Origin of the sequence: Salinicola sp. DM10, from assembly GCF_017306975.2 — a bacterium.
Taxonomy (GTDB): Bacteria; Pseudomonadota; Gammaproteobacteria; order Pseudomonadales; family Halomonadaceae; genus Salinicola.
Genome location: NZ_JAFLEN020000002.1, coordinates 540,073 through 562,242 on the forward strand (window position 1 = coordinate 540,073; position 22,170 = coordinate 562,242).

Annotated in this window: 18 protein-coding genes and 1 other RNA gene; 18 read left to right on the plus strand and 1 reads right to left on the minus strand. The window is 67.1% G+C overall.

Going from position 1 to position 22,170, the window contains the following annotated elements; genetic code table 11:
- Positions 1-218 precede the first annotated feature (218 nt).
- The 16 genes from rsmI to lpxC all read left to right on the plus strand — a co-directional run bounded on the left by rsmI (position 219) and on the right by lpxC (position 18,276).
- Positions 219-1,076 (plus strand): 16S rRNA (cytidine(1402)-2'-O)-methyltransferase, encoded by an 858-nt coding sequence (gene rsmI, locus J0A90_RS11120; protein WP_207037347.1) that lies wholly within the window; start codon positions 219-221, stop codon positions 1,074-1,076.
- 106 nt (positions 1,077-1,182) lie between these two features.
- Positions 1,183-1,532: RNase P RNA component class A (rnpB, locus tag J0A90_RS11125), an RNA gene on the plus strand.
- 33 nt (positions 1,533-1,565) lie between these two features.
- Positions 1,566-2,546, plus strand: a complete 981-nt coding sequence (gene rsmH, locus J0A90_RS11130; RefSeq protein ID WP_207037348.1) for a 16S rRNA (cytosine(1402)-N(4))-methyltransferase RsmH — start codon at positions 1,566-1,568, stop codon at positions 2,544-2,546.
- Positions 2,547-2,555: 9 nt separating this feature from the next.
- Positions 2,556-2,885: a cell division protein FtsL gene (gene ftsL, locus J0A90_RS11135; protein WP_207037349.1), complete on the plus strand. Its 330-nt coding sequence runs from the start codon at positions 2,556-2,558 to the stop codon at positions 2,883-2,885.
- Complete coding sequence (locus J0A90_RS11140) at positions 2,882-4,603, plus strand: penicillin-binding protein 2 (protein WP_207037350.1); 1,722 nt, start codon at positions 2,882-2,884, stop codon at positions 4,601-4,603. The genes ftsL and J0A90_RS11140 overlap by 4 nt, the downstream gene beginning before the upstream one ends.
- Complete coding sequence (locus J0A90_RS11145; protein ID WP_207037351.1) at positions 4,600-6,135, plus strand: UDP-N-acetylmuramoyl-L-alanyl-D-glutamate--2,6-diaminopimelate ligase; 1,536 nt, start codon at positions 4,600-4,602, stop codon at positions 6,133-6,135. Before J0A90_RS11140 ends, J0A90_RS11145 begins: the two co-directional genes overlap by 4 nt.
- Positions 6,132-7,499, plus strand: coding sequence for a UDP-N-acetylmuramoyl-tripeptide--D-alanyl-D-alanine ligase (gene murF, locus J0A90_RS11150; protein WP_207037352.1), 1,368 nt, complete (start codon positions 6,132-6,134; stop codon positions 7,497-7,499). Before J0A90_RS11145 ends, murF begins: the two co-directional genes overlap by 4 nt.
- Before the next feature lie 9 nt (positions 7,500-7,508).
- Positions 7,509-8,591, plus strand: coding sequence for a phospho-N-acetylmuramoyl-pentapeptide-transferase (gene mraY, locus J0A90_RS11155; protein ID WP_035473771.1), 1,083 nt, complete (start codon positions 7,509-7,511; stop codon positions 8,589-8,591).
- A gap of 4 nt (positions 8,592-8,595) precedes the next feature.
- Positions 8,596-9,975 carry a UDP-N-acetylmuramoyl-L-alanine--D-glutamate ligase gene (gene murD / locus J0A90_RS11160; protein ID WP_207037353.1) on the plus strand — a complete coding sequence of 460 codons (1,380 nt, stop codon included), beginning with the start codon at positions 8,596-8,598 and terminating at the stop codon, positions 9,973-9,975.
- Positions 9,969-11,174: a putative lipid II flippase FtsW gene (gene ftsW, locus J0A90_RS11165; RefSeq protein WP_207037354.1), complete on the plus strand. Its 1,206-nt coding sequence runs from the start codon at positions 9,969-9,971 to the stop codon at positions 11,172-11,174. Before murD ends, ftsW begins: the two co-directional genes overlap by 7 nt.
- A complete protein-coding gene (gene murG, locus J0A90_RS11170; RefSeq protein ID WP_207037355.1) occupies positions 11,171-12,256 on the plus strand; it encodes an undecaprenyldiphospho-muramoylpentapeptide beta-N-acetylglucosaminyltransferase in 1,086 nt (361 codons plus the stop codon). The genes ftsW and murG overlap by 4 nt, the downstream gene beginning before the upstream one ends.
- A gap of 34 nt (positions 12,257-12,290) precedes the next feature.
- Positions 12,291-13,700: a UDP-N-acetylmuramate--L-alanine ligase gene (gene murC / locus J0A90_RS11175; RefSeq protein ID WP_207037412.1), complete on the plus strand. Its 1,410-nt coding sequence runs from the start codon at positions 12,291-12,293 to the stop codon at positions 13,698-13,700.
- Positions 13,701-13,746: 46 nt separating this feature from the next.
- Complete coding sequence (locus J0A90_RS11180; protein ID WP_207037356.1) at positions 13,747-14,469, plus strand: cell division protein FtsQ/DivIB; 723 nt, start codon at positions 13,747-13,749, stop codon at positions 14,467-14,469.
- Between the two features lie 300 nt (positions 14,470-14,769).
- Positions 14,770-16,041 carry a cell division protein FtsA gene (ftsA, locus tag J0A90_RS11185; protein ID WP_207037357.1) on the plus strand — a complete coding sequence of 424 codons (1,272 nt, stop codon included), beginning with the start codon at positions 14,770-14,772 and terminating at the stop codon, positions 16,039-16,041.
- Positions 16,042-16,072: 31 nt separating this feature from the next.
- The gene (ftsZ, locus tag J0A90_RS11190; RefSeq protein WP_035473756.1) at positions 16,073-17,248 is read left to right on the plus strand and encodes a cell division protein FtsZ; all 1,176 of its coding nucleotides are present in this window, start codon (positions 16,073-16,075) and stop codon (positions 17,246-17,248) included.
- Between the two features lie 116 nt (positions 17,249-17,364).
- Positions 17,365-18,276, plus strand: a complete 912-nt coding sequence (lpxC, locus tag J0A90_RS11195; protein ID WP_207037358.1) for a UDP-3-O-acyl-N-acetylglucosamine deacetylase — start codon at positions 17,365-17,367, stop codon at positions 18,274-18,276.
- Between the two features lie 148 nt (positions 18,277-18,424).
- Here the strand turns inward: lpxC and J0A90_RS11200 are convergent, their stop codons facing one another.
- Positions 18,425-18,913 (minus strand): DUF721 domain-containing protein, encoded by a 489-nt coding sequence (locus J0A90_RS11200; protein ID WP_207037359.1) that lies wholly within the window; start codon positions 18,911-18,913, stop codon positions 18,425-18,427.
- A gap of 61 nt (positions 18,914-18,974) precedes the next feature.
- Here J0A90_RS11200 and J0A90_RS11205 point away from each other — a divergent pair, with 61 nt between their 5' ends.
- Both J0A90_RS11205 and secA read left to right on the plus strand, forming a co-directional pair.
- Complete coding sequence (locus J0A90_RS11205; protein WP_207037360.1) at positions 18,975-19,316, plus strand: hypothetical protein; 342 nt, start codon at positions 18,975-18,977, stop codon at positions 19,314-19,316.
- A gap of 78 nt (positions 19,317-19,394) precedes the next feature.
- Positions 19,395-22,136, plus strand: a complete 2,742-nt coding sequence (secA, locus tag J0A90_RS11210) for a preprotein translocase subunit SecA (RefSeq protein ID WP_207037361.1) — start codon at positions 19,395-19,397, stop codon at positions 22,134-22,136.
- Positions 22,137-22,170 lie beyond the last annotated feature (34 nt).

The window sequence follows — 22,170 nt, forward strand, 5'->3', positions numbered from 1 at the left end:
TGTCTGTCCCTTTTCCGTATTTGAGAGGCCGTGCGCTGTCGCGCCCCATTGGCGGTGACGGCGGCCGGTCTCGGTTCCCTCGTCCCGCTGGTGACTGCCGGCCAGCGGCGGCGGCCGTCGGAACGACTCCCTGAACTCTCGCTGCCGAGCCCTCGCGATGAAGGCGGGGCGCTCGCGGCGTCGGATTTTCCCATGCACCGCAACCCGGATGTTACCGAATGAGCGAGACAAATGAAGGCGTATTGTACGTGGTCGCCACGCCGATTGGGAATCTCGAGGACCTGAGCGCCCGCGCCGCGCGGGTGCTGGGCGAGGTCGATCGGATCGCCGCGGAGGATACTCGGCATACCCAGCGCCTGCTGCGCCACCTGGGGATCGAGCGCCCGCTGGTCTCGCTGCACGAGCACAACGAGGCCGCTCGCGCCGAGTGGCTGCGCGAGCGGCTGGCGGCGGGCGAGCGGCTGGCGCTGGTCAGCGATGCCGGCACGCCGCTGATCTCCGATCCCGGATTCGTGCTGGTGCGCGAGCTGCGGCGCAGCGGTTTCCGGGTGGTGCCGGTGCCCGGCGCCTGCGCGCTGGTGGCCGCGCTCAGCGTGGCCGGGTTGCCCACCGACCGCTTCCTGTTCGAGGGTTTTTTGCCGGCCAAGTCAGCAGCGCGCCGGCGCCAGCTGGAAGCGGATGCCGAGCGCACCGAGACGCGCGTCTTCTATGAGTCTCCGCACCGGATTCGCGATCTGCTCGCCGACCTGGAAGCGACACTGGGCGCGCGTCGGGTGGTGCTGGCGCGGGAGCTGACCAAGACCTTCGAGACGCTGCTCGAGGGTACGCCCGAGGAGCTGCTGGCGCGCATGGCGGCGGACCCGGACCAGACCCGCGGCGAATTCGTGGTCATGGTGGCCGGGGCCGAGCCCGCCGGGCGCGCTACGGACACCGCTGAGGGCGAGGCGCTGATCGCCGCGATGCTGGCCGAAGGCGTCGGCGTCAAGAGTGCGGCGGCGGTGGCGACCAAGGTGCTCGGTGGGCGGCGCAAGCAGTGGTATCAGCTGGCCCTGGCGCAGCAGTCCGATGCAGATTGAGAGGCGCTTGGTGCGTCGTCGTTCGGCGACAGGTTTTGCGCTGCGGATCGATGGTTCAAGCCCACTGTTGAGAGGGGCAGGGGGTGCTGCTATTCTTGCGCGCTTGGGAGTTGGCCAGACAGTCGCCGCCGGTTGATCCGGGGGAGGAAAGTCCGGGCTCCATAGGGCGAGGTGCCAGGTAACGCCTGGGCGGCGCAAGCCGACGGCCAGTGCAGCAGAGAGTAGACCGCCTAAGCCGCTTCGGCGGCCGGTAAGGGTGAAAGGGTGCGGTAAGAGCGCACCGCGCGCCTGGTAACAGTGCGTGGCACGGTAAACCCCACCTGGAGCAAGACCAAATAGGGATCCTTCGGCGCGGCCCGCGCTGGATCCGGGTAGGTTGCTCGAGAGGCATGGCGACGTGCCTCCTAGATGAATGACTGTCCTCGACAGAACCCGGCTTATCGGCCGACTCCCACCTCTTTTCTCCGCCGTTCGAATACCGAGATCCGCATGCTGCACCGCGACAAGGCTCCACAGGCACCCGACGATGGCGCGGCCGGCTCGCCGGACTACCGCCACACCAGTGTGCTGCTCGATGGCGCCGTCGATGCGCTGGTGCGCTCGCCGCACGGTTGCTACCTGGATGGTACCTTCGGGCGCGGCGGCCACTCACGCGCGATTCTCGAGCGCCTGGCCCCAGAAGGGCGGCTGCTGGCGATCGACCGTGACCCCGCCGCGCTGGCCGCGGCCGCGGCGATCACCGACCCGCGCTTCGAGATCTGCCCCGGGGTCTTCGCCGAGCTGGATCGGCATGCCGCAGCCGCAGGGCTGGCCGGCCGGCTCGATGGCGTGCTGCTCGACGTCGGTGTCTCCTCGCCGCAGCTCGACGACCCCGAGCGTGGCTTCAGCTTCCTGCGTGATGGCCCCCTGGACATGCGCATGGACCCCGACTCCGGGGTCGGTGCTGCCGCCTGGATCGCGCACAGCGACGAGCAGGAGATGGCGCGGGTGTTCAAGACCTACGGCGAGGAGCGCTTCGCCAAGCGCATCGCGCGGGCCATCGCCACGGCGCGGCGTGAGGCGCCGATCGCGCGCACCCAGCAGCTGGCCGAGATCGTCAAGGCCGCGCACCCTGCCTGGGAGAAGGGCAAGCATCCGGCGACCCGGGTATTCCAGGCGATCCGCATTCATCTCAACGATGAGCTGGGCCAGCTCGAGCGCGCGCTGAGCGCGGCGCTGGAGACCCTGGCCCCGGGCGGGCGCCTGGTGGTGATCAGTTTTCATTCGCTCGAGGATCGGCTGGTCAAGCGCTTCATTCGCGATCAGGCCCGCGGCGACACCCACTTGCCCCGCGGCATGCCGATACGCGAGGATCAGCTCAACAAGCGGCTCAAGCCGGTGGGCAAGGCAATGCGCCCCGGCGAGCGCGAAGTCGATGGCAACCCCCGTGCGCGCAGCGCGGTGATGCGCATCGCCGAGAAGTTGGCGTAAAGGAGTTCCATGGCCGTTCAAGGAAGACGCAGGCCCCCTCTCTTTGGGGACTGGCCATTCGCCCGCCGTACGGGTACCCGTTCGATCATCCTGATCCTGCTCATCGTCGCTCTCCTCGCCAGCGCGCTGGCGATCATCAGCACGTCCCACCTCACCCGGTTGCAGTACGCCCGGCTGCAGAAGCTCGAGAACCAGCGCGATGCGCTGCAGACCGAGTGGGGGCGCCTGCTGCTGGAGGAGAGCACCTGGTCGTCGCCGGCGCGTATCGAGGCGCTCGCCAGCAAGCGCCTGGACATGCGCGTGCCGAGCGTGGGTGACGTCAAGGTCATTACCCCATGAGCGCCACGCGCCGACGCACCGCCACACCCAAGTCGCGTGCCCCCGGCGCGCCGCTGGGGGGCGGGCGCTACTGGTTCATGCTGGGCGTCATTCTGGTTGCGCTCGCCGCGCTGGTGGGGCGGGTGGTCTATCTGCAGGTGATCGACCGCAGCTTCCTGCAGAATCAGGGTGATGCACGCACCCTGCGGGTAGAGTCGATCGGTGCCCACCGCGGCATGATCAGCGATCGCAACGGCGATCCGCTGGCGATCTCGACCCCGGTGGTCACGCTGTGGGCCAACCCGCAGGAGCTGCCCACGGATCCGATCCAGCTCACCCTGCTGGCTCAGGCGCTCAAGGTCGATCCGCAGGAGCTGCGCGACCGCGTCGGCCGCTACGCCCAGAAGGAGTTCATGTATCTGCGGCGTCAGCTCACCCCGGCGCAGGCGCAGCCGGCGATCGACCTGCAGATGCCCGGGGTCTACGCGCGCGACGAATACAAGCGCTACTACCCGGCGGGTGAGGTGGCGGCGCAACTGGTCGGGGTCACCAATGTCGACGACCGCGGCCAGGAGGGGCTCGAACTCGCCTACAACCGCTATCTGACCGGCGAGCCAGGCAAGCGGCGAGTGCTGCAGGACCGCAAGGGACGGCTGGTTCGCGATCTGCACCTGATCAAGGATGCCCGGCCCGGCGGTGACCTCAAACTGTCGATCGACCTGCGCCTGCAGTACATGGCCTACCGCGAGCTGGCGGCCGGGGTGCGCGAGAACGATGCCGACGGCGGCTCGCTGGTGATGCTCGATGCCCACACCGGCGAGGTGCTTGCGATGGCCAACCTGCCTTCCTACAACCCCAACAACCGCTCCGACGTCGACGTGCGCGGACTGCGCAACCAGGCGATCACCGATGCCATCGAGCCGGGCTCGGTGATGAAGCCGCTGGCGATGTCGGCGGCGCTGGCCTCCGGCGAGTACACCCCGCAGAGTGTCATCGATACCTCGCCCGGCTGGATGGTGGTGGACGGCTATACCATTCGCGACTTCCGCAATTACGGCAAGCTCACGCCGGCGGGCATTCTGCTGCACTCCTCCAACATCGGCATGGCGCACATTGCGCTGTCGCTGCCCAAGGACACCATCTGGAATCGCTATCGCCAGCTCGGTCTGGGGCAGTCGCCGGGTACCGGCTTCCCGGGCGAGAACAGCGGTAGTCTACCGTCGCTGACCAATCTGCCGCGCAGCGCCCAGGCGGCGATGGCCTACGGCTACGGGATCGCGGTCACGCCGCTGCAGCTGGCCAGCGCCTACACCGCGATCGCCAATGACGGCAAGCGTCTGCATCCCTCGCTGCTCAAGCTCAGCGGCGAGCCGGAGAGCGACCAGGTGATGACCCCCAAGGTGGCGCATGAGCTGCTCGAGATGATGGAGCAGATCGTCAAGCCCAATGCCGGCGGCCATCTGGCAATGGTTCCCGGCTATCAGATCGCGGGCAAGACCGGTACGGTGCGCAAGGTCACTAGTACCGGCTATCAGAAGACCGCCTACCGTGGGCTGTTCGCCGGTATCGCTCCGGCCACCAACCCGCGCATCGTCACCGTGGTGATGATCGACAATCCCAAGAAGGGCGACTACTACGGCGGGCTGGTTGCCGCGCCGGTATTCAGCCGCGTGGTCGGCAGCGCCCTGCGCCTGCTCGACGTACCGCCGGACCAGCCCGAGGAGGAGACGGCCCCATGACACTCCAAGCCGATGTCTCGCGTCTGATCCAGGCGCTCGCGTCGCTGTGGCCGGAAGCCGACCTGGCGCCGCTGCGCCGACGTCTGGCCGGGGCCGACAGCGTGGCGCTGGCGCTCGACAGCCGCGGGGTGAGCGACGGCGAGCTGTTCGTCGCGCTGCCCGGGGTGGCGCGCGACGGGCGCGAGTTCATTGCCGCGGCGCTCGAGCAGGGCGCGGCGCTGGTGCTGGCCGAGGCCGACGGGCTGGATACTGCGTGGCATGACGACGCCCGCGTGCTGGCGCTGCCGGGGCTCACCGAGCGACAGTCCGAATTCGGCCGCCGGCTGTTCGCGGTGCCCGATAGCCTGACGCTGATCGGCGTCACCGGCACCAACGGCAAGAGTTCGGTCACCCACTATATTGCCACCCTGCTGGAGGCCGTGGGGCGCCCGGCAGCGGTGATCGGCACGCTCGGCTATGGCCGCCCGCAGCGGCTCAAGGCGGCGCGTCAGACCACGCCGGGGCCGCTCGAACTGCAGCAGATGCTGGGCGAGCTCGCCAGCGAGGGGGTCGAGAGTGTGGCCATGGAGGTCTCCTCCCACGCCCTGGCCCAGGAGCGTCTCGGCGATACCCCGATTGCGGTCGCGGTCTTCACCAATCTGAGTCGTGACCATCTCGACTATCACGGCAGCATGGCCGCCTACGCCGCGGCCAAGGCCAAGCTGTTCCGCCGCGAGGGGCTGCGGCTGGCGGTGGTCAACGCCGACGATCCGCTGACGCGGCTGATGCTGGCGGGGCTGGCCCCCGGCGTGCGCGTGCTGGCGACCGGCACGGCCGAGGCGACCACGCTGCGCGTGGCCGGCTGCGAGACGCTGCCGCAGGGGCTCCACGCGGTGGTCGCCTCGCCGGAAGACGAGCACCTGCTCGAGCTGCCGCTGATGGGGCGCTTCAATCTCGACAATGCGCTACTGGCGATGGCCACGCTCTATGGCCTGGGCGTGCCGCTGGCGACGCTGTGGCCGGCGGCACAGTCGCTGTCGCCGGTCCCCGGGCGCATGCAGCGGTTGCCACGCGAGCCGGATAGCGAGCTGCCCAGCGTGGTGATCGACTACGCGCATACGCCGGATGCGCTGGACAATGCCCTGACCGCGCTGCGTGATCACCTGCCGGCCCAGGCGGACAGCCGGCTGTGGTGCATATTCGGCTGCGGCGGCGACCGTGACAGCGGCAAGCGCCCGCTGATGGCGGCGGTCGCCGAGCGCCATGCCGACCGCCTGGTGGTGACCGACGACAACCCGCGCAGCGAGAATCCGGCGACCATCCGCGCCGAGATCGTCGCCGGCCTATCGCCCACGGCGGCAGCCGAGGTCTGGGCGATCGATGGTCGTGGCGAGGCGATCCGGCGGGTGATCGCCGAGGCCGGGCCCCACGACATCGTGCTGATCGCCGGCAAGGGGCACGAGGATTATCAGGAGATCGCCGGGGTGCGCCATCCGTTCGACGATCTTGAGCAGGCGCGGGCGGCGTGCGCGCTACGGGAGGCCCGGGCGTGAACCTGAGTCTGAACGCCATTGCCGCGGCCCTGGGGGCGCCCGGGGTTGCTCCGGATGGCGCCGCCGATCGCGCGGTCGAACGGATAGTCACCGACACCCGCGAGCTGGCTCCGGGGGACCTGCTGGTGGCGCTCAAGGGCGAGCGCTTCGATGCGCACGACTTCCTCGCCACGGCGCGCGAGCGTGGTGCGGTGGGGGCGGTGGTCGCCCACCCGGTGGCCGACCCACTGGCGCAGATCGTGGTGCCGGATACTCGCCTGGCGCTGGGGTTGCTGGCGCGCGCTCACCGTCTGTCCTGGGCGGGCGAGCTGGTGGCGGTCACCGGCAACAGCGGCAAGACCACGGTCAAGGAGCTGCTCGCGGCGATTCTCTCCCGACGCGCCCCGACCCTGGCCACCCGAGGCAATCTCAACAATGACATCGGCGCGCCGCTGACCCTGCTGGGGCTGCGCGCGAATCATCGCTACGCCGCGGTGGAACTGGGTGCCAATCATCTCGGTGAGATCGCCTGGACCACGGCGCTGGCCCGGCCGCAGGTGGCGATCATCACCAACGTCACCGGCGCGCATGTGGGCGAGTTCGGCGGCATGGGGCAGATCGCCCAGGCCAAGGGCGAGATCCTCGCTGGCCTGGGCAGCGAAGGTGTCGCCGTGCTCGACCGCCAGCAACACTATTTTCCGGTATGGCGGGCGCTGGCGGGCAGCGCTCGCGTGCTCGATATCGCCATCGACGCCGCGGCCGCGGTCACCGCCCACGATCTGGTCTGTGATGACGCCGGGCGGTATGCTTTCACGCTCTCGCTGCCGGACGCCCCGGGGCTGACGGTGAAGCTGGCGCTGATCGGACGCCACAACGTGCGCAATGCGCTGGTGGCGGCGGCGGCGGCCCATGCCCTGGGTTTCACGCCGGACGAGATCGTCGCCGGGCTCGTCGCCACCACCGCGCTGAGCGGGCGCATGCAGGTGGTGGCGGGCGTGCGCGGCAGCCGCCTGATCGACGACAGCTACAATGCCAACCCCGGCGCCATGCGCGCCGCGCTGGAGACCCTGGTGACCCTGCCGGCACCGCGCTGGTGCTTCCTCGGCGCGATGGGGGAGATGGGCGCTGAGTCGGCCGCGCTGCACGCCGAGGTGGGGCGCACCGCGCGCGATCTCGGTATCGATTGTCTGGGCACGTTCGGCGAACCCGCACGTGCCGCAGCCGAGGCCTTCGGTGACGAAGGCCACCATTTCGACGACTGGGCGGCGCTCGAGCGCTTCGCCCGTGATCAGTTGCCTTCCCACGCCAGCGTACTGGTCAAGGGATCGCGCAGTGCCGGCATGGAACGACTCGTGACCGCGCTGCGTGACGACGCCTCAAGGTGAATCGGACTCATGCTGCTTTTTCTGGCTGAACTGCTGACGCATTTTCAAAGTGCCTTCAACGTCTTCGGATATCTCACCCTGCGCATCATCCTGGGGACGCTGACGGCGCTCTTTCTGAGCCTGTGGATGGGGCCGCAGATGATCAAGCGCCTGGTCGAGCGCCAGATCGGTCAGGCGGTACGCGACGACGGCCCCCAGTCGCATCTTTCCAAGGCCGGCACCCCGACCATGGGTGGTGCGCTGATCCTGATCTCGATCGCCGTGAGCACGCTGCTGTGGGGCGATCTGACCAACCATTACGTGTGGCTGGTACTGGCGGTCACGCTGGGCTTCGGCGCGATCGGCTGGGTCGATGACTTCCGCAAGGTGGTGGAGAAGAATCCGCGCGGCCTGCCGGCACGCTGGAAGTACTTCTGGCAGTCGGTGATCGGCCTCGGCGCGGCGCTGGTGCTCTACTTCACCGCCGCCAGCCCGGTCGAGATCAGCCTGATCGTGCCGCTGTTCAAGGATGTGGTGATTCCCCTCGGCGGCTTCTTCGTGGTGCTCAGCTATCTGGTCATCGTCGGCAGTTCCAATGCGGTCAACCTGACCGACGGGCTCGACGGGCTGGCGATCATGCCCACCGTGCTGGTATCGATGGGGCTGGCGGTGTTCGCCTACGCCAGCGGCAATGCGGTATTCGCCAACTATCTGCACATTCCCGAAGTGCCCGGGGCCGGCGAGCTGGCGGTCTTCTGCGGCACCATCGCCGGGGCCGGTCTCGGCTTTCTGTGGTTCAACACCTATCCGGCCCAGGTGTTCATGGGGGATGTGGGCGCCCTGGCACTGGGTGCCGCGCTGGGCGTGGTCGCGGTGATCGTGCGCCAGGAGATCGTGCTGTTCATCATGGGCGGGGTATTCGTGATGGAAACAGTCTCGGTGATCCTGCAGGTGGGCTCCTACAAGCTGACCGGGCGGCGCATTTTCCGCATGGCGCCGCTGCATCACCATTTCGAACTCAAGGGGTGGCCCGAACCGCGCGTCATCGTGCGTTTCTGGATCGTCACCGTGATGCTGGTCCTGCTGGGGCTGGCGACACTCAAGCTGCGCTGATCCCATGAGCTCGATATCGCAGCGTGCCAACGACCTGCCGGCCGGCCCGCGTCTGGTGGTGGGCCTGGGTATCTCCGGGCGCGCCATCGCGCGCTTTCTGCGCGCGCGGGGCGAAGCCTTCGTCATGGCGGATACGCGCAGCGCGCCGCCGGGCCTGGAAGCCTTCCGCGCCGACTTCCCCGAGGTGTCGCTGCACCTGGGCGCTCTCGAGACGCTGGATCTGGACGCCTTCAGCGAGATCGCAGTGAGCCCGGGGGTGGATACCGTTGGCGCCGGTCTTGCGCCCTATCGGCACAAGCTGGTGGGTGAGATCGGGCTGTTCCGGCGCTACTGTCAGGCACCGCTGGTGGCGATCACTGGCTCCAACGCCAAGTCCACGGTGACCACGCTGGTGGGCGAGATGGCGCAGGAGGCGGGGCTCGACGTCGCCGTGGGCGGCAACCTCGGCGAGGCGGCGCTGGATCTGCTGCTCGACCGGCCCGAGGCGGCCTGGTTCGTGCTCGAGCTGTCGAGTTTTCAGCTTGAAAGCCTGGAGACGCTGGATGCGGCCTGTGCGGCTTTCCTCAATCTCTCCGAGGATCACCTCGACCGTCATGGCGACATGGCCGGCTACCGTGCCGCCAAGGCGCGTATCTTCCGCGGCGCCGAGCGCGCGGTGGTCAATGCCGAAGACCGTGCCACCTGGCCCGACGACCCCCGGCTGCCCTGCGTGCGCTTCACCCAGGCCGCGCCCGGCGGCGCCGACGAGTGGGGAGTGGCGGTGCCTGCCGGTGCCGACACGCCCTGGCTGTGTCGCGGCACCGAGGGGCTGATGCCGGTCTCCGAGCTGGCCATGGCGGGGCGCCACAACCAGGCCAACGCCCTGGCGGCGGCGGCCATCGGTGAGGCGATGGGCCTGCCGTGGGCGGCGATGCGTCGGGTACTGACGCGTTTCGCCGGGCTGCCTCATCGCGGCGAGGTGGTGGTCGAGCGCCACGGTGTGCGCTGGATCAACGACTCCAAGGGTACCAACGTGGGCGCGACCCTGGCCGCCATCGCCGGCGTCGGCGAAGGGCTCGCCGGGCGTCTGGTGTGGCTCGGCGGGGGTGTCGGCAAGGGCGCCGATTTCACCCCGCTGGCACCGCCGCTGGCGCGCCACGCCCGCGAGGCGGTGGTCTTTGGCCAGGATGCCGAGCGCCTGGCCGCGGCGCTGGCGGGGCACCTGCCGGTGACCCGGGTCGAGACCCTGGCCGAGGCGATGCGTCGGGCCGCGGCCATCGCCGAGCCCGGCGATTGCGTGCTGCTGTCGCCGGCCTGCGCCAGTCTCGATCAGTTCCCCAACTATCTGGCGCGCGGCGCGGCGTTCCGCGAGATTCTGGCGCAAGGGCAGGAAGCCACATGCTGAAAGGGTTGGAACAACGCTTCACCACCCGCCATCAATCCTTCGATGGCTGGTTGCTGCTGTCGGCATTGGCGCTGATGCTGATCGGTTGGGTCATGGTCACTTCGGCCTCCACCGAGATCGCCGCCAGTCTCACCGGCAACCCTTACTACTTCAGCATTCGCCACGGCATCTTCGTGCTCGCGGCGATCGGTGTCGGCCTGCTGGCGGTGCGTCTGCCACTGTGGTGGTGGCGTGAGAAGGGGCCGATGCTGCTGATCCTGGGGCTGGCGCTGCTGGTGCTGGTGCTGCTGGTGGGGCGCGAGATCAACGGCAGCCGGCGCTGGATTCCGCTGGGCATCGTCAACGTCCAGGCCTCCGAGGTCGCCAAGCTGTTCATGATCGTCTACGTCGCCGGCTACCTAGAGCGCTTTTTGCCCGAGGTGCGCCGCACCTGGGGCGCCTTCATGCGGCCGCTGGCAGTGATGGCTTTGATCGGCTTTCTGCTGATTCTGGAGCCGGACTACGGCGCCGTGGTGGTAATGACCGGCTGCGTGATGGGCATGCTGCTGCTCTCGGGGGCGCCGCTGTGGCGCTTTCTGCTGATCCTGATCGTGGTCGGCTCGGGCGCGGTGATGCTGGCGGTGGCCGAGCCCTATCGCCTGCAGCGTATCACCAGCTTCGCCAACCCCTGGGCGGATCAGTACAACACCGGCTATCAGCTGACCCAGGCGCTGATCGCCTTCGGCCGCGGGCACTGGTTGGGTCTGGGGCTGGGCAATAGCGTGCAGAAGCTCTTCTATCTGCCCGAGGCGCACACCGACTTCGTATTCGCGGTGCTGGCCGAGGAGCTGGGGCTGTTCGGGGCGGTGGGGGTGATCCTGCTGTTCGCCCTGCTGGTGTTCCGCGCCTTTCGCATCGGCCGCAAGGCGGAGCTGGCGCGGATGCCGTTCGCCGCTTACCTGTGCTACGGCATTGCGCTGGTGATCGGTGCCCAGGCCTTCATCAACATCTCGGTGAGTTCGGGCATGCTGCCGACCAAGGGGCTGACGCTGCCGCTGTTGAGCTACGGCGGCTCGAGCCTGATCGTCAGCGGCATCATGGTGGCGATGCTGTTCCGGGTCGACGCCGAGGTCCGCCGCGGCCAGCGGCGTGCTGCTGCGGCGGCGCAGGAGGCATCGTCGGAATCCGCGGCGCGGCAGTCGCAGGGGAGCGAGACATGAGCCAACTCGAGCGCGTCCTGATCATGGCCGGGGGGACCGGCGGCCACGTGGTGCCGGCGCTGTCGCTGGCGCGGGCGCTGGTCCAGCGCGGCGTCACGGTGGAGTGGCTGGGCAGCCCACGGGGGATAGAGAATCGGCTGGTGCCGGCGGCCGGGCTGGTGTTGCACCAGATCGACGTGGCTGGCCTGCGCGGTAACGGTCTGGCCGGCTGGCTGGCGATCCCGTGGCGGTTGAGCCGCGCCGTGGCGCAGGCGCGCCGCGTGATCCAGCGCTTCGACCCGCAGCTGGTGATCGGGCTGGGCGGATTCGCCAGCGGCCCCGGCGGGCTCGCCGCACGGCTCTGCGGTAAGCCGCTGCTGGTGCATGAGCAGAATGCCATCGCCGGACTGACCAATCGCGCCCTGGCACGCCTGGCGACGCGCACCTACGCCGCCTTCCCCGGTGCCTTTCCGGGATCGCGTGCCGAGGTGGTGGGCAATCCGGTGCGTGAGGAGATCGCGCATCTGGGCGAGTCGCCGCGGGATGCCGCGGCAATGACCGGGCGGCCGCTGCAGCTGCTGGTGCTGGGCGGCTCGCTGGGGGCGCAGGCGCTCAACGAGCGTCTGCCCGAGGCGCTGGCAGCGCTACCCGCCGAGAGCCGCCCAGCGGTGCGCCATCAGGCCGGCCGCGACAAGGAGTCCGCGACCCAGGTGGGTTACCGCGAGGCCGGGGTGGCCGCCGAGGTGAGTGACTTCATCGATGACATGGCCGAGGCCTATGACTGGGCCGATCTGATCGTCTGTCGTGCCGGCGCGCTGACGATCGCCGAACTGAGCGCGGCGGCCAAGCCGTCGCTGCTGGTGCCGTTCCCCCACGCGGTGGACGATCATCAGACCCACAATGCGCGCCATCTGGTCGCGGCCGGTGGCGCCGAATTGATACAGCAGAGCGAGTTGACGCCGCAGCGGCTGACGCAGGCGCTCGACGCGCTGCTGCGCCCCGAGGTGCTCGCCCAGATGGCGATCCAGGCGCGTCGGGTAGCTCATCTGGATGCCGTCGAGCGCATGCTCGAGGGCTGCATGGAGGTAGCAAGTGAGCGATAGCATCGAGAGCCGTCCGGTTCGTTCGCATCTGGGGATGCGGCGAATTCGTGGGATCCATTTCGTCGGCATCGGCGGTGCCGGCATGTGTGGCATCGCCGAGGTGCTGGCCAACGAGGGCTACACCGTCAGCGGCAGCGATCTGCGCGAGTCGACGGTGACCCAGCATCTGCGTGAGTGCGGCATTCGCGTGGCGATCGGGCATGCCGAGGTCAACGCCGAGGGCGCCGACGTGGTGGTGGTCTCCACCGCGGTGGACGCCAGCAACCCGGAGATCGCCTGGGCCCGGGAGCATCGCGTGCCGGTAGTGCGGCGCGCCGAGATGCTGGCCGAACTGATGCGCTTTCGCCACGGCATCGCGGTCGCCGGCACCCATGGCAAGACCACCACCACCAGTCTGCTGTCGACGCTGCTGGGTGAGGCGGGGCTCGACCCGACCTTCGTCATCGGTGGCAAGCTGACCAGCGCCGGCACCAATGCGCGCCTCGGGGCCGGCGAGTTCCTGGTCGCCGAAGCCGACGAGTCGGATGCGTCCTTCCTGCACCTGCAGCCGATGACCGCCATCGTCACCAATATCGATGCCGACCACATGGCGACCTACGATGGTGACTTCTCGCGCTTGAAGAACACCTTCATCGAGTTTCTGCACAACCTGCCGTTCTACGGTCGCGCGGTGCTGTGCATCGATGACGATAACGTGCGTGAGCTGCTGCCGCGGGTGCAGCGCCACTTCGTCACCTATGGCTTCAGCGAGGACGCCGACTTTCGCGTCAGCGAGTTCTGGCAGGAGGCAGGGGAGATCGGCTTCGTCGCGGTGCGCCCCGAGGGGCATGCCGATCTGCGCATCCGGCTGGCGATGCCGGGGGCGCACAACGCGCTCAACGCGCTGGCGGCAATCGCCGTGGCCACCGATGCCGGCGTCGCCGACGCCGATATCGTCGCCGGCATGGCCTCATTCGGCGGCGTCGGCCGGCGCTTCCAAGTGCACGGTCACTATCCGCTCAAGCAGGGTGGCGAGGTGATGCTGGTGGATGACTACGGCCACCATCCGCGCGAAGTCGAGATGGTGATCCGCGCGGTGCGCGCCGGCTGGCCGGAGCGCCGTCTGGTGATGGTCTACCAGCCGCACCGCTATAGCCGTACCCGCGATCTCTACGAAGACTTCGTGCGCGTGCTCTCGGGAGTCGACACGCTGCTGCTGCTGGATGTCTACAGCGCCGGCGAAGCGCCCATCCCCGGTGCCGAAGGCAAGATGCTGGCCGGTTCGATCCGCCAGCGCGGTCTGGTCGACCCGATGTTCGTCGAGGACAAGGCCGCGCTGCCCGATATGCTCTCCCATGTGTTGCGTCCCGACGACATCCTGATCACCCAGGGCGCAGGCGACGTCGGTGGCATCGCGCTCAAGCTGGCCGGTAGCGGTCTCGATCTCGACGAGGTGACGCTTTGAGCCACAGCTCGACCCACCTGACGAGCCTGGTGCGGAGGCGTCAGCGATGAACGCCAATGCGCGCGGTGCGCTGATCGGCGTGCTGATGATCTTCGTCCTGCTGGGTGCCGGTGGGCGTGCGCTGTGGCTGTGGCTGGACAAGCCGATCGCCCGGGTCTCGATCAGCGGCGATCTGGAGTACGTCAGCGCCAGTTACCTGCAGCAGCAGCTTGCACCGCTGATCCGCGGCCACACCTGGCTCTCCATCGATCTGCCGGAGCTGCGGGATCAGGCGCGCAAGATCCAGTGGCTGCGCGAGGTGAAGGTCACCCGTGAGTGGCCCAATGCGCTGCGTTTCGAGCTCTACGAGCAGGACCCGGTGGCGCGCTGGAACGATGATGCGCTGCTCAACAGCCGTGGCCAGCCGTTCCTGCCCGGGCCGATCGACGATTTCGGTCGGCGCCTGCCCGATCTCGGCGGCCCCGAGGGGAGTGGGCGCGAGGTGCTGGCTTACTATGACTCGCTGCGGCGCACACTCTCCGATCTCGGACTCGAGGTCACCCAGCTGCGGCTCGAAGCGCGTGGGGCCTGGCGTTTCCAGGTCAACGACAATGTCTGGGTGATTCTCGGGCGCAGTGATCTGGATGCCCGGCTGGCGCGCTTCATTGCAGCCTGGCAGCGCCAGTTGGGGGCTCAGGCGTCGCAGATTCGCTACATCGATCTGCGTTATCCCAACGGTGTCGCGGTGGCCTGGCACGGAGAGACCGACACCGGCAGCGCAGCCAACTAACGTGGCGTGCTGACAGCGAACGCGCCTTTTGCGCATCGGGTCCGGGCGCCGCGCTGGCCACTGCATCCGGCGTCATGACGGGGGTGCAGGCGTCCACCGGCGTTGCCATCTCGCTACACTCGCGACAAAAAAAGCGGCCCTTGGTGCGACCATTTCCCTTTTGTAGAAAAAGGGCTTACTGTGGCTTTTGTTTCAGCGATGGGCTGGTGAAAAAGGCTCGCTTGTTTCTATAATAAGCCAGGATCTTTATTGGCCCATTTTTGACGGGTTTTATCGGTGTTTGAGGAGCGATCCCGACCTATGGCAGGACAATCCAACGCTTCCAATATGGTGGTCGGGCTGGATATCGGAACATCCAAGGTGGTCGCCATCGTGGGGCAACCCACGGACGATGGCGGTCTGGAAATCGCCGGGATTGGTTCGCATCCTTCGCGGGGCATGAAGAAGGGTGTGGTGATCAACATCGAGTCGACCGTGCAGTCGATTCAGCGTGCCGTCGAGGAAGCCGAGCTGATGGCCGGCTGCGACATCCATTCCGTCTATGTCGGCATCGCCGGCAGTCACATCAGCTCGATGAACTCCGATGGCGTGGTCGCCATCAAGGAGCGTGAAGTCGGCCCGAGTGACATCGAGCGGGTGATCGACTCCGCCCGTGCCCGCGCCATCTCCGAGGGGCAGCGCGTGCTGCACGTCATCCCGCAGGAGTTCGCGATCGATACCCAGGAAGGAATCCGCGAGCCGCTGGGGATGTCCGGCGTGCGTCTGGAGGCGCGCGTGCATCTGGTGACAGCCGCGCTCAACGCAGTCCAGAACATCGAGAAGTGCGTGCGCCGCTGTGGTCTCGAAGTCGATGACATCATTCTCGAACAGATCGCTTCCAGTCATGCCGTACTCACCGAAGACGAGCGCGAGCTGGGCGTGTGCATGGTCGACATCGGTGGCGGCACCACCGATATCGCGGTATTCACCGAAGGGGCGATCCGCCATACGGCGGTGATTCCGATCGCCGGCGATCAGGTCACCAACGACATCGCCATGGCCCTGCGCACGCCGACCCAGTACGCCGAAGACATCAAGGTCAAGTACGCCTGCGCGCTGACCCAGCTGGCCAGCAGCGACGAGATGATCAAGGTGCCGAGCGTCGGCGACCGCCCTTCGCGCGATCTATCGCGCCAGGCCCTGGCCGAGGTGGTCGAGCCGCGCTACGAGGAGCTCTTCACACTGGTGCGCGAGGAGCTCAGGCGCAGCGGCTACGAGGACCTGGTCGCCGCCGGCGTGGTCTTGACCGGCGGCACTTCGCGCATGGAGGGGGTGGTCGAGCTGGCCGAGGAGATCTTCCACATGCCGGTGCGTATCGCTTCCCCGCACAATGTGCGCGGTCTGGCCGACGTGGTGCGCAACCCGATTTATTCGACCGGGGTAGGTTTGCTACTCTACGGCATGCAAGACGCCAAGCACGCTCGCGCAGTATCAGCCCAGCCTCAACGGGAAGAGCTTCTTCCCCGACGCGGAACCAGGGACGAGGTTTCGGCGTTGGCGCGACTCAAAGGCTGGTTTAAAGGAAATTTCTGACAGGCCGCGACGCGGTCTTGGAGACGGGGCAATGTTCGAACTAGTAGATAACGCACCTTCAAGTAGTGCAGTCATCAAAGTCATCGGTGTCGGCGGCGGTGGCGGCAATGCCGTCAACCACATGGTCGAGAGCAACATCGAGGGCGTCGAGTTCATCTGCGCCAACACCGATGCCCAGGCGCTCAAGCGCGTGGCGGCCAAGACCGTACTCCAGCTGGGTGGCGAGATCACCAAGGGACTGGGTGCCGGCGCCAATCCTGAAGTCGGGCGTCAGGCGGCGATGGAAGATCGCGAGCGCATCGCCGAGATGCTGCAGGGTGCCGACATGGTCTTCATCACCGCCGGCATGGGCGGTGGCACGGGTACCGGCGGCGCCCCGGTCGTTGCCCAGGTGGCCAAGGAGCTGGGCATCCTGACCGTGGCGGTGGTCACGCGTCCGTTCCCATTCGAAGGGCCCAAGCGCATGCGTGCGGCGGAAGAGGGCATGAAGGCGCTCTCCGAGTACGTCGACTCGCTGATCACCATCCCCAACGAGAAGCTGCTCTCGGTGCTGGGCAAGAACGCCAGCCTGCTGACTGCGTTCAGTGCAGCCAATGACGTGCTGCTGGGTGCAGTGCAGGGTATTGCCGAGCTGATCACCAGCCCGGGTATCATCAACGTCGACTTCGCCGACGTGCGCACCGTGATGTCCGAGATGGGCATGGCGATGATGGGCACCGGTGCCGCGACCGGTGAGAACCGTGCGCGTGAGGCCGCCGAGAAGGCGATCCGCAGTCCGCTGCTCGAAGACATCGATCTGCACGGTGCACGCGGCATTCTGGTCAACATCACCGCCGGGCCGGACCTCTCCATCGGCGAGTTCAACGACGTCGGTGCGACGGTGCAGGAGTTCGCCTCCCAGGACGCCACCATCGTCGTGGGTACCTCGATCGACATGGAGATGTCCGACGAGCTGCGCGTGACCGTGGTGGCGGCTGGCCTGGATGCGCAGAAAGAAAAAGCGCTGCCGCGCGAAAGTGTGGCTTCGCGTCCCGAACCGACCGATTACCGCAAGCTGCAGCAGCCCGCCGTGATGCGCCAGCAGGCAGCCCGCGCCGAGCAGGAAGCAGCCGCAGCCAAAAAGCAGCAGAGCCAGGAGAAGCGCAAGTCTGCCGAGATGGATGATTATCTCGACATTCCGGCCTTCCTGCGCCGCCAGGCGGACTGAACACGGAGCGTCACACGACGCTCATCATTCTGTCACGTCGATATGTTTGGTGAAACGGTCGTTCGGTGTTATAGTGAACACCGTTTTCAAACTATTTGACTGTCAGGTCGATGCCGATGATCAAACAACGAACGTTGCAGAACACGATCCGCGCCACTGGCGTGGGCCTCCATTCCGGGGAAAAAGTGTATCTGACGCTGCGTCCCGCGGCGCCTAACACCGGCATCGTGTTCGTGCGTACCGATCTCGACCCTGTCGTGCAGATTCCCGCTGACGCCCAGAGCGTCACCGACACCAAACTGTGCACCGCGCTGTCACGGGATGGGGTCAAGGTGGCCACGGTCGAGCATCTGATGTCGGCTTTCGCCGGTCTCGGTATCGACAACGCCTATGTCGAACTGAGTGCCGCCGAAGTGCCGATCATGGATGGCAGCGCCGGTCCGTTCGTATTCCTGATCCAGTCCGCCGGTATCGCCGAGCAGGCCGCGCCCAAGAAGTTCATCCGTATCAAGCGTGAGGTGACGGTCAGCGACGACGGCAAGCAGGCTACCTTCCTGCCGCACAACGGCTTCAAGGTGAGCTTTGCGATCGACTTCGATCACCCGGTGTTCGACCAGCAGAAGCAGACCGCCAGCGTCGATTTCTCCACGACCTCCTTCGTCAAGGAAGTGTCGCGGGCGCGTACCTTTGGCTTCATGCGTGATCTTGAGTTTCTGCGCTCGCAGAACCTGGCCCTTGGTGGCAGTCTCGACAACGCTATCGTGGTCGACGACTATCGCATCGTGAACCAGGATGGCCTGCGCTACGAGGACGAGTTCGTCAAGCACAAGATGCTCGACGCCATCGGCGACCTCTATCAGCTTGGCTATAGCCTGATCGGCGAGTTCCGTGGCTACAAGTCCGGCCACGGTCTCAACAATCAGCTGTGCCGCGAGCTGCTGGCCCATCCGGAAGCTTTCGAGATCGTGACCTTCGAGGCAGCTGCCGAGCCGGCACCGATCTCCTACGCCGCACCGGCGATGGCCTGACGACAGACGTGTTTCGATCGTCGCCGCAGACGAATATGCGGCCACGATCCATGACGACGCCGACCCCAATGGGTCGGCGTCTTCGTTTTCGGGGATGCTGCCGGGTAGTCGAGAGTACGTGCTGTTCGAGAGGGCGGTCTCTGCTGGCCTAGTGCGAGCTGTCGTTGCCGCCTTCGGACTCCGCGGGCTCGGCATGGGAGGCGAGGCGGGTGAGCGCGCGTCGCAGTGGCGACTCCTCCATGCCCGCCGCGCACTGGGTCAGCGCGCTGGCGCCGGCTGGGGTCAGATGGCGGACCTGGCGCGGGGCGACCTTGACCGGACGCACCGGGCGCACCTTGAGCGACAGCTTCATCACCGCCTCGAAGCCCGGTAGCTGATGCAGCAGCTTGAGCAGGCGCGGCTGCTCGTAGCGCAGCCAGGTGAGCCAGGCGGCGCGATCGGTGATCAGGGTCAGCACGCCGTCGCGGTAGCCGCCGACGAACACGTGCTCGGCCACGTCCGGCGGCAGCTGGCGGCGCAGGTGGCGCTGGGCGCGGTCGATCAGCTTGGCCATGCGCACCACGTCGCCGAGGCCGCTGGGCTGGCCGAGCAGATGGGAAACGGACTGGGCTCGAAAACGCTTAGCCTTTATACTCATCGGCTTGCACGCAGTGGGGAAAGTCCCCCAAACCTATCACGACGCGGAGTTCGTCGACAGCATGACATCGGCCCATTCGCATACCGGCCACACGGGCGCCCGCTGGCGACCGCGCCAGCGGGCGCATTGGTGGCTGGCCAGCGTGCTGGTGGGTTGCCTGCTGCCAGCCGGACTGGTGCAGGCCGAGGCGCTGCGCTTGGCCGAGCGACTGGCCCAGGTCTATTTGATGGCGCCGGAGGAGATCCGCGCCGAGTCCCGCCGTGTCGCCCGTGCGCCGACCACGCACCCGCAGCCGCCGCGGCTGGCACTGCCGGCCCTGGTCGGCGTGCTGCCGGCCCTGGTCGCGGTGCGGCGCCTGGCGCACGACGCCTTTTCCCGCCGCGGCCCGCCGCTTCCTGTCTGATTTCACCGTTTGCCGTAGCGCCGCAACCGCCGGTCCGAAGGCCGCGGAGGCGCCCATGAATGACGCAGGAACTCCATCATGTTGAACGTATTGGTCAAGAAACTGGTCGGCTCGAAGAACGAGCGCGACGTCAAGCGGATGCGCAAGCAGGTCACGGCGATCAATGCGCTGGAAGAGAGCATCGCCGCGCTCGACGATGCTGCGCTCGCCGCCAAGACCGCCGAATTCCGCAGCCGCCTGGAGGCGGGTGAAAAGCACGACGCCCTGCTGCCCGAAGCCTTCGCCGTGGTGCGCGAGGCGAGCAAGCGGGTGCTCGGCATGCGCCACTTCGACGTCCAGATGGTCGGCGGCATGGCGCTGCACGACGGCCGTATCGCCGAGATGAAGACCGGTGAGGGCAAGACCCTGGTGGGCACCCTGGCGGTATACTTCAACGCGCTGCCGGGTAAGGGCGTGCATGTGGTCACGGTCAACGACTACCTGGCCAGCCGCGACGCCAACTGGATGCGCCCGCTGTATGAATTCCTCGGCCTCAGCGTCGGCGTGATCGCCTCCGGGCAGCCCAACGAGGAGAAGCGCAAGGCCTACGCCTGCGACATCACCTACGGTACCAACAACGAGTACGGCTTCGACTATCTGCGCGACAACATGGCCTTCTCGCTCGAGGACAAGGTCCAGCGCCCGCTCAACTACGCCATCATCGACGAGGTCGACTCGATCCTGATCGACGAGGCGCGTACCCCGCTGATCATCTCCGGCCCGGTGGAAGAGGATGTCGAACTCTACCGCACCATCGGCACGCTATCGCAGCGGCTCGAGCAGTGCAGAGACGAGGAGGACCCGAGCAGCGGCGACTTCCTGATCGACGAAAAGCAGAAGCAGGTGGAGCTGACCGAAGAGGGCCACCAGAAGGTCGAGGGGCTGATGCGCGAGGCGGGTCTGCTCAAGGAGGAGGACTCGCTCTACGCTGTCCAGAACCTGGGGCTTCTCCAGCATATCCACTCGGCGCTGCGCGCGCGCTGCCTTTATCATCGCGACGTCGACTACATCATCGCCGACAACCAGATCGTCATCGTCGACGAGCACACCGGGCGTACCATGCCTGGCCGGCGCTGGTCGGAAGGCCTGCACCAGGCGGTTGAGGCCAAGGAGGGCGTGCCCATCCAGCGCGAGAGCCAGACGCTCGCCTCGACCACCTTCCAGAACTACTTCCGCCTCTACGACAAGCTGGCCGGCATGACCGGTACCGCCGACACCGAGGCGTTCGAGTTCAATCATATCTATGGCCTCGACGTGCTGGTGATCCCCACCAACCGTCCGCTGGCACGCAAGGATCTCAACGACCTGGTATTCATGAGCGCCGAGGAGAAGTTCGAGGCGATCATCGAGGACGTCAAGGCCCAGCGTGAGGCCGAGCGTCCGGTGCTGGTGGGTACCGCATCGATCGAGACCTCGGAGTATCTGTCGCGGCTGATGCAGGCGCAGAAGATTCCGCACAACGTGCTCAACGCCAAGCAGCACGACAGCGAAGCCGAGATCATCGCTCAGGCCGGCCGCCCCGGGGCGGTGACCATCGCCACCAACATGGCTGGCCGCGGTACCGACATCATGCTCGGCGGCAGCTGGGAGGCCGACGTGGCCAAGCTGGAGTCGCCCAGCGAGGCCCAGATCGAAGCGATCAAGGCCGAGTGGCAGCAGCGTCACGACGCCGTGCTCGCCGCCGGGGGCCTGCATGTGATCGGCTCGGAGCGCCACGAGTCGCGGCGTATCGACAACCAGCTGCGCGGACGTGCCGGGCGCCAGGGTGACCCGGGCTCGACCCGCTTCTTCCTCTCGCTGGAGGACAACCTGATGCGCCTGTTCGGCTCCGAGCGGGTTCAGCGTCTGATGGGCGCCCTGGGGCTGGAGCGTGGTGAAGCGATCGAGCACAAGATGGTCTCGAACGCGGTCGAGCGCGCGCAGAAGAAGGTCGAAGGGCGCAACTTCGATATCCGCAAGCAGCTGCTCGAGTACGACGACGTCTCCAACGATCAGCGCCGGGTGATCTACGATCAGCGTGACGAGATCCTGGCCGCCGACGAGATCTCCGATAACATCGCCAGCATTCGCGATGAGGTGCTCGATCAGACCATTTCCACCTATGTGCCGCCGCAGAGCCTGCCGGAACAGTGGGAGCTGGCCAATCTGCAGGACCAGCTCAAGCAGGAGTTCAATCTCGACCTGCCGATCGTCGAGTGGGCCGAGCAGGATCAGCACTTCAACGAAGAGATGCTGCGCCAGCGGTTGCTGGATCAGCACCGCGGCCAGTACACCGCCAAGGTCGAGGCGATCGGGCGCGAGATGATGCAGCGCTTCGAGAAGCAGGTGATGCTGCAGGTACTGGATACCCGCTGGAAGGAGCATCTGCAGTCGATGGACCACCTGCGTCGGGGTATCCATCTGCGCGGCTACGCGCAGAAGAACCCCAAGCAGGAGTACAAGCGTGAAGCCTTCGAGCTGTTCCAGTCGCTGCTCTACAACATCAAGCACGACGTGACGCGCATCCTGAGCCACGTTCAGGTACGCCGTCAGGAAGAGGTCGAGGACCTCGAGCGCCAACGCCGTGAAGCGCTGGAGCGCGAACAGGCCGGCAGCCAGTCGCTCCACGAGGAGGCGGTTGCCGCCGCGCGCGAGACCGCGGAAGGGGCCGAGGAGCCCGCCGCCCAGACTGGCGACGACAACGCGCCTGTACGCCGCGAAGGGCCCAAGGTAGGGCGCAACGACCCCTGCCCGTGCGGCTCGGGCAAGAAGTTCAAGCAGTGCCACGGCAAACTGAACTGAGCACGGCAAACTGAACTGAGCATGACTCGGCGCC

Excerpts from the sequence above, each read along its gene's own strand:
- rsmI (WP_207037347.1), top strand. The coding sequence starts at position 219 with ATGAGCGAGACAAATGAAGGCGTATTGTACGTGGTCGCCACGCCGATT.
- rsmH (WP_207037348.1), top strand. The coding sequence starts at position 1,566 with ATGCTGCACCGCGACAAGGCTCCACAGGCACCCGACGATGGCGCGGCC.
- ftsL (WP_207037349.1), top strand. The coding sequence starts at position 2,556 with ATGGCCGTTCAAGGAAGACGCAGGCCCCCTCTCTTTGGGGACTGGCCA.
- J0A90_RS11140 (WP_207037350.1), top strand. The coding sequence starts at position 2,882 with ATGAGCGCCACGCGCCGACGCACCGCCACACCCAAGTCGCGTGCCCCC.
- J0A90_RS11145 (WP_207037351.1), top strand. The coding sequence starts at position 4,600 with ATGACACTCCAAGCCGATGTCTCGCGTCTGATCCAGGCGCTCGCGTCG.
- mraY (WP_035473771.1), top strand. The coding sequence starts at position 7,509 with ATGCTGCTTTTTCTGGCTGAACTGCTGACGCATTTTCAAAGTGCCTTC.
- murD (WP_207037353.1), top strand. The coding sequence starts at position 8,596 with ATGAGCTCGATATCGCAGCGTGCCAACGACCTGCCGGCCGGCCCGCGT.
- ftsW (WP_207037354.1), top strand. The coding sequence starts at position 9,969 with ATGCTGAAAGGGTTGGAACAACGCTTCACCACCCGCCATCAATCCTTC.
- murG (WP_207037355.1), top strand. The coding sequence starts at position 11,171 with ATGAGCCAACTCGAGCGCGTCCTGATCATGGCCGGGGGGACCGGCGGC.
- murC (WP_207037412.1), top strand. The coding sequence starts at position 12,291 with ATGCGGCGAATTCGTGGGATCCATTTCGTCGGCATCGGCGGTGCCGGC.
- J0A90_RS11180 (WP_207037356.1), top strand. The coding sequence starts at position 13,747 with ATGAACGCCAATGCGCGCGGTGCGCTGATCGGCGTGCTGATGATCTTC.
- ftsA (WP_207037357.1), top strand. The coding sequence starts at position 14,770 with ATGGCAGGACAATCCAACGCTTCCAATATGGTGGTCGGGCTGGATATC.
- ftsZ (WP_035473756.1), top strand. The coding sequence starts at position 16,073 with ATGTTCGAACTAGTAGATAACGCACCTTCAAGTAGTGCAGTCATCAAA.
- lpxC (WP_207037358.1), top strand. The coding sequence starts at position 17,365 with ATGATCAAACAACGAACGTTGCAGAACACGATCCGCGCCACTGGCGTG.
- J0A90_RS11200 (WP_207037359.1), bottom strand. The coding sequence starts at position 18,913 with ATGAGTATAAAGGCTAAGCGTTTTCGAGCCCAGTCCGTTTCCCATCTG.
- J0A90_RS11205 (WP_207037360.1), top strand. The coding sequence starts at position 18,975 with ATGACATCGGCCCATTCGCATACCGGCCACACGGGCGCCCGCTGGCGA.
- secA (WP_207037361.1), top strand. The coding sequence starts at position 19,395 with ATGTTGAACGTATTGGTCAAGAAACTGGTCGGCTCGAAGAACGAGCGC.